At 66.0% G+C, this 6155-nt stretch carries 6 protein-coding genes; 4 read left to right on the top strand and 2 right to left on the bottom strand.

The annotated features are described in order from the left end of the window. Positions 1 to 285: 285 nt before the first annotated feature. Positions 286 to 732 (top strand): hypothetical protein, encoded by a 447-nt coding sequence (locus ACFYW5_RS37525; RefSeq protein WP_389421629.1) that lies wholly within the window; start codon positions 286 to 288, stop codon positions 730 to 732. 212 nt (positions 733 to 944) lie between these two features. After that, positions 945 to 1847: a TauD/TfdA family dioxygenase gene (locus ACFYW5_RS37520; protein ID WP_389421628.1), complete on the top strand. Its 903-nt coding sequence runs from the start codon at positions 945 to 947 to the stop codon at positions 1845 to 1847. A gap of 134 nt (positions 1848 to 1981) precedes the next feature. On the opposite strand, the gene ACFYW5_RS37515 is transcribed toward ACFYW5_RS37520, so the two are convergent. Next, positions 1982 to 2755 carry a glycosyltransferase family 2 protein gene (locus ACFYW5_RS37515; protein WP_389421627.1) on the bottom strand — a complete coding sequence of 258 codons (774 nt, stop codon included), beginning with the start codon at positions 2753 to 2755 and terminating at the stop codon, positions 1982 to 1984. A gap of 66 nt (positions 2756 to 2821) precedes the next feature. On the opposite strand from ACFYW5_RS37515, the gene ACFYW5_RS37510 reads away from it, so the two are divergent. Further along, positions 2822 to 4069 carry a nucleotide sugar dehydrogenase gene (locus tag ACFYW5_RS37510; protein ID WP_389421626.1) on the top strand — a complete coding sequence of 416 codons (1248 nt, stop codon included), beginning with the start codon at positions 2822 to 2824 and terminating at the stop codon, positions 4067 to 4069. Positions 4070 to 4119: 50 nt separating this feature from the next. Continuing rightward, the gene (locus ACFYW5_RS37505; RefSeq protein WP_389421625.1) at positions 4120 to 5502 is read left to right on the top strand and encodes a hypothetical protein; all 1383 of its coding nucleotides are present in this window, start codon (positions 4120 to 4122) and stop codon (positions 5500 to 5502) included. A gap of 35 nt (positions 5503 to 5537) precedes the next feature. Here the strand turns inward: ACFYW5_RS37505 and ACFYW5_RS37500 are convergent. Further along, positions 5538 to 6155, bottom strand: a 618-nt coding sequence (locus ACFYW5_RS37500) for a transposase family protein (RefSeq protein ID WP_389421624.1), incomplete at its 5' end; no start/stop codon positions are given.

The raw sequence follows: 6155 nt of genomic DNA, 5'->3' as shown, positions 1-6155 counted from the left end.
CGAGCAGGCGACAGCCGAACCAACGAATCTGAACACCCATCAACCCCTGCTGACCAGCTGATCAGCACCTCCCGCATGACGGGGGAACCTCAGGGAGATTGCGCAACACGGCGTGGCCCTTACCTGGTTCGTGGGCGCTACGTTCGACGGCAAGACCGTTCGCGCTGTTCTGCGACCCGGGCCGGTGGACTGGTGAGCGCCGCGGCTAAAGCAACGCCGACCGCCGCCGAGATTATGCAGCACCTGGTCCAGTCCGCAGACTCTCCACACGCTCCAGCCGCCGACATGGCCGACCTGGCCGAGATGATCCGCATCCTCCTGGCGGTAGAGGCACGGCGCGACACCCGCGTCCGCCTGGGCGGCAGTCTTTTCGATGTCGTCATCACCAGCTCCGGTCTTCAGGCGCGCGGCGCCGTTGCCCTCATGGACGAGCTTCAGGGCGGATGCGGGCCCGTCATCGCGGACCCCGCCAGCGGCTGGTTGTACTGGCTCGTCCCACCAGGCTCCTCCGAACGGTGGGAGCCGCATTCACACGCCGTATGCCTGGGCTCGCCCCACACGATCACGCTGCCGTCCCTGAACAGGACTGTTCCCCCAGGCCTGTACTGGTTGCGGCCGTCCGCCAGCGACCGGCTCGTCCCGCCCGGGCCGCTCCGCGAGGCCCTGGCGCAGCTGCGGCCCGAGCCGACACCGCACGCCGCGCTCGCTGCACTGCTTGGCATCGCCACCTAAGACTGCGTGCTAGCCGGGTGGCGCCGACGAGCACGATCAAACGAACCGACGCCGGAGCGCCGGCGCATACCTCGCCAGTGACCCCGGCGAAGGGCGCAATCCCGAGGCCCACGGCCCGACGAGACCCACTGCGCTGTCAACCACCCTCGACGTCCGGACGACAGCAGCACCCGAACGACACCCGAGAGTGCCAAGAGAGAAGGAAGCTGCGCGTGTTTATAGACATCCCTGGCGAACTCAAAGCCGTTCTGATCGACCGCCTTCTCCCGCCCTGGGAGCTGGACGGTTCGTTCCTAGCGCAATCCACCATTGCCGAGTACCGGACCGAACTGACGGCCACCCCACGGTTCGAGGAGACCGCCGCGACGCTACGCAACGCGCTGACCGCAGAGGGCGGCGGATACGCCGTGCTGCGCCTTGGAAACCTCGCCAAGGCGCTGGGAACCAACGACGACCGGTTCCTGCGGCTGGCGACGGCTTTCGCTGCCGAGGTAGCCGTCCCCTTCTCGCCCTTCCCACGGTGGCCCCTCTGGAAAGACATCGGGGTCAAGGTCGACAAGGACCCCGGCAAGTCCAGCGGCATTGGGTACAACGCCTTCCACATGGACCTGGTGAACGGAACCTTGCCCCCGGACTACACCACGCTCCTGTGCGTCCGCCGTGACCCGCTCGGCGGCGGCCCCAGCATCCTCTCCGACGCCCATGCGGCGGTGGCGCGGCTGTCGGAGAACAGCCGCGCCCTGCTGGCCGAGTCGGCCTACCACTACGGGACCTTCTTCGACCTGTTCGGCGTGGGCGAGGAGTACAAGCCGTTCCCGATCCTGGACTGCTCCGCCCCGGGCGAAGGGTTCGTCCGGTTCACCGCCAAGATGCTGGAGCGGTCCCGGCTTGGCCGGGCGCACGCCGACGCCGCCAGGGAACTCGCCGAGGAACTGGTGCGGGGCCAGGTCTTGTTCATGCTCCAGCGCGGGGACTACCTCATCGTGAACCAGCGCTGCTTCTTGCACGGTCGGGAGGCTCTCCACAGCGGTCAGGAGACCGTCCCGGTCGCCGCCAGGCGGCTGCTCCTGCAGTTGTTCCTGCGCGCGCCAGCTGGCGGCGGCTCGGCTTCGTAGCCGGTCGACGGCACCGGTGACCTACCGAGACCCCGGGGCCAGTCCCCGCGCACGCGGCACGGCCACGAGGCGGGGCCCGGTCGGGTACTCCCGGAAAGAGTCGCGCACCGGGTTCCCGGGGCGCGTGCACGTACTTAGATGCGCGAGTTGCGCAGCGACTGCCACACAGCGCCGGCCAGTGCCTGCGTTGACCGCGCGACCGACAGCTGCTCGTGCTCGCGGTACAGGGCCCAGTTGTATTGCACGAGCGACAGCTTGTTGGAGGACAGCGATCCCGCCTGGTGGGCCCGGTACACCGCCAGCGGCTCAGCCAGGCCCCGGGCGTCAGCACCGTCCCGCATGATCGACAGCCACAGGGCGTAGTCCTGGCGCTTGCGCATCTCCGGCATGAGCCTCGTGCCCAGGACGTTGCGGTCGTACATGGCTGTCAAGGCGCCGATGTAGTCCCGGCGCAGCATCGCGCGGTAGTTCACGTGCTCCCGCGCACGGACTACCCGCCCGTTCGGGACCCAGTCGGTGCTCTCGCCGTCGTAGTCGGCGTTCATCTTGAAGTACGAGGTGAACGTCAGCGGCGCATCACCTTCCGCAGCGAAGGCGAGCTGCTTCTCGGTCTTCTCCGGAAGCCACATGTCATCGGAGTCAAGGAATGCGACGTAGTCCCCTCGGGCCCTCTCGATTGCGAGGTTGCGTGCCCGGCCGGCGCCGCCCCGCTCGGGTGCCGATTCCGGTAGGACGCGCTTGTCCTGCCGAGCGAACTCCATGAGCAGGTCCATGGAGCCGTCGGAGGACTGGTCGTCGGTGACCAGCAGCTCCAGGTCGCTGTGGGTCTGCGTGAGCACCGACCGGACGGCTGCGCCGAGGGTGGCTGCCGAGTTGTAAACGGGCATCACGACCGACACCAAGGGCACAGTGCTTCTCCTTGCCAGATCAGGAACGACGGTCCATTCAAGCACCGCAATGGAGTAGGAGCTGCCATGCAGATAGTCATCGCTGGTCAGGGCTATGTAGGGCTTCCCCTGGCCGTACGCGCCGCCGAGGTGGGCCACTGTGTCGTCGGTTACGACGTGGACCTACACCGGGTCCAGCAGCTTGCCGCCGGCCAGTCCTACGTGAGGGACGTGGACTCCTCGCGGCTGCGCGCTGTACTGGACTCCGGGGCCTACACCGCGACCGCCGACACTGCCGCGCTGGCCAGCTTCGACATCGCGGTGATTACCGTACCGACCCCGCTTCGGGACGGAGTGCCCGACCTGACCTACATCGAGTCCTGCGCCCGGACACTGGGCGAGCACCTTCGACCCGGTGCGACGGTGGTCCTGGAGTCCACGAGCTATCCGGGAACCACCGACCAACTGCTGCTGCCGATCCTTGAAGAGGTGTCGGGCCTCAAAGCTCGAGTGGACTTCCTGGCCGGATTCAGTCCCGAGCGGATCGGAAACAAGCGCTGGTCGTTCGATACGCCGAAGTTGGTATCCGGAATCGACGCCAAATCACTCGACGTGATCAAGGGCTTCTACGACGGGATCTTCCAGACCACGGTTCCGGTGTCCGGGACGAAGGTCGCCGAGCTTGCCAAGCTGCTGGAGAACACCTTCCGGTTCGTCAACATCTCCTTGATCAACGAGATGGCGATGCTGGCCGCTTCCCTCGGCGTGAACATCTGGGAGGCGATCGACGCCGCCGCGACCAAGCCGTTCGGATTCACGCGGTTCACCCCGGGGCCGGGCGTCGGCGGGCACTGTCTGCCCGTCGACCCGATGTTCCTTTCGTGGAAGGCTCAGCAGGAGCTCGGCGTCCCGTTCCGGTTCGCAGAACTCGCCGCCGACGTGAACCGGCGTATGCCTGACTACGTCGTCCGGCGTCTCGTGGAAGCGCTCGACAAGCGCGGCATGCCCGTCAGGGGATCTCGGATTCTGCTGCTCGGCCTGACCTATAAGTACAACGCCACCGACCTTCGCAATTCCCCTTCGGCGCGCGTCGCTGAACTTCTGCTCGACCTCGGCGCCGAGGTCCGTGGCGCCGAGCCCAACCTCCCGGACGGTGACGCCATCGAGCTGCACGTGCCCCGGGTCGATGCGAACCCGGACGAGGTAGCCGCCGCTGATGCAGTGGTTCTTCTCATGGACCACCCACAATTCGACCTCCCAATGATCGGCAAATGCGCAACCTATGTTCTCGACTGCCGAAACCGTCTTTCCGGTCCGAGCGTCGAGACGCTTTAGCCTTTCGAAATCTCCGACCTCTCCACAATCCCCTATGCCCGGGAGTTGTCTTGCGCGACGAATGGGAGCACGCCCACACCGACTACACAATGCCAGCGCGGCGCCGAATTCCTGCCTCGCTGACCGAAAGTGAGAGTGACTGGCGTCGTCACCTGGAATACTCAACCCCGAATGGCTGGCTGATTCGGCACAACGCCATGACCGAAGCGCTCGTCAGCGGAAACCCGATGTACCTGCTGCACACCACCAAGGACATCGACGCCATCCGCGCCAGCGGAGAGGTGCACGTCTCCACCGGATGCCTGGTCGGGGCCCTGTACTGCTCGCCTCTCGCTCGTCAGCGCGGAGGGCTGCGCCCGCACAACCTTGGCGCCTACCTTATGCAGACGAAGCCCAGCACCACGCCCATGGTCTTCGAGGTCACCCCGGACGCCCCGATCCCACCCAAGGGCATCGACTACCTGCATCTCGGTGCAATCCACCTGCGTATCTTCGACCGCTACCAGAACTTTCTCACTCCGGCCGAGAACGACCAGCTCGACCGCGCCGTGCTGACCGGGCTGCGCGGTGCGGCCGCGTTCCTCGACGTTGCCCTGCGCAACGCCGCCGACCATGCCACTCCGGCACCCGAGTTCATCGACCGCCTGTCCGACGCCGTGGCCTACGTACCGTTCCTCGGGTACCTGTACTTCGAGGTGCTGTCCGAGTACCTGATGCTCCACTCCGCCACTTCGGAGACCAAGAGCTACGCCCAAGAGGGAGAGCTGAACAACTGGCTCTGCAAGCGACTCGCCTTCGCGGCAGTGGACGGCATGGGCCAGTTGTTCGACCTGGCCCGCTTTGCACCGCGCAATGACCGGCTCGTCCAGCTCATCGAAGGCATGGAACCGGCTCTGAGCTCGGGAGTCACCGAATACGTCCGGCGACGACTGTCCCACCTGTTCGCCAGGACCGCGCTGCACCCGTCCCAGGACGCGGGGGCGGTCACCTTCTGGGGCGCTGATCTCAGAACGCTCCGTAAGGTGGCGCCTGGGCTGATCGGTCAGATGATCTTCCGCGAGATGCGGTACCTGCCTCGCTACCAGCAGCTCTACCACTGCTTCGAGAAAGCCAAGGCGCTTGAGGTGTGGAACTACTGGAATAGCGAGGGAATACCTACCCCCTTCAACGGAATCCTCCCCAAGGGGGAGATAGGGGTGAATCCCGTTTACCCCAGATCGAAAGTCCGGGTATGGACCTCAGAGCTGGACAGCAAGGGCTGCTTGCATCCGGACGAGAAAATCAAAGCCGTCTTCACGCCTCATCTGGCGTCGTGGTGGGCGCCTCCCCGTCAACGCGCCACGCAGAACCCAACCGACGGCTCACGTGTCGGGCTAGCTCTGGAAGCCCCGATCCTCACCCAGCGGTTATCGGCGAACGGAGTTTCCTCATGACCGCCAAATTCCTGAACATCCTAACTGAACCTCTTTCATCCTCCGTATCCGCAGATCAGGAGGGCGTGGACGGCGGCGACGATGCGTCCGATGCGGTTAGTCGAACATCGGGCTCGACGAAGGAGGCGCCAGGTTTTCAGCTGTGCGAAGGCGCGTTCGCCAGGGGCGCGGAGTCGGGCGTGGTCCCGGTTGTACTGCTGGTAGTGCTCGGGCAGTTCGTGGTGGCGGTAGTAGGGAGTGCGGACAGTGGCGCCGGCGCCCTGGTAGGCGCGGTCGGCCAGGACGAGGATCTGTCGCGTGTGGCAGTTCTCGATCACGCCGTGAGCACGGGCGGCGGTCAGGTCGTGAGTGCGTCCGGGCAAGGCCCGCGAGAACCACAGGGGTGTGCCGTCGGGTGCAGCAACGACCTGCACGTTCATACCGTGCTTCCTATGCTTCTGGGAGTAGTACGGCTCGTCCGCGGCGACCCGGTCGGTGGGGATCAGAGTGCCGTCCAGGATCACGAAGCCGTCCTCGCCGCGGCCGGTCAGGGCCTCGCGCAGACCGGGCGCCCAGGCGGCGAGGACATCGACCGTCTCGTCCACGTACCGCCAGGCCGTCGCTTCGGAGACGCCGAACCCTGCGCTGAGCTGGGCGAGCATCTCGTTCTTGCG

The organism is Streptomyces sp. NPDC002779 (genome assembly GCF_042888685.1).
In the GTDB taxonomy this organism is placed as follows: Bacteria; Actinomycetota; Actinomycetes; order Streptomycetales; family Streptomycetaceae; genus Streptomyces.
This window is presented reverse-complemented; position numbering and strand designations above follow the sequence as displayed.

What these genes read in the sequence shown, in the direction of transcription:
- ACFYW5_RS37525 (WP_389421629.1), top strand. Translation starts at nt 286, where the DNA reads ATGGCCGACCTGGCCGAGATGATCCGCATCCTCCTGGCGGTAGAGGCA.
- ACFYW5_RS37510 (WP_389421626.1), top strand. Translation starts at nt 2,822, where the DNA reads ATGCAGATAGTCATCGCTGGTCAGGGCTATGTAGGGCTTCCCCTGGCC.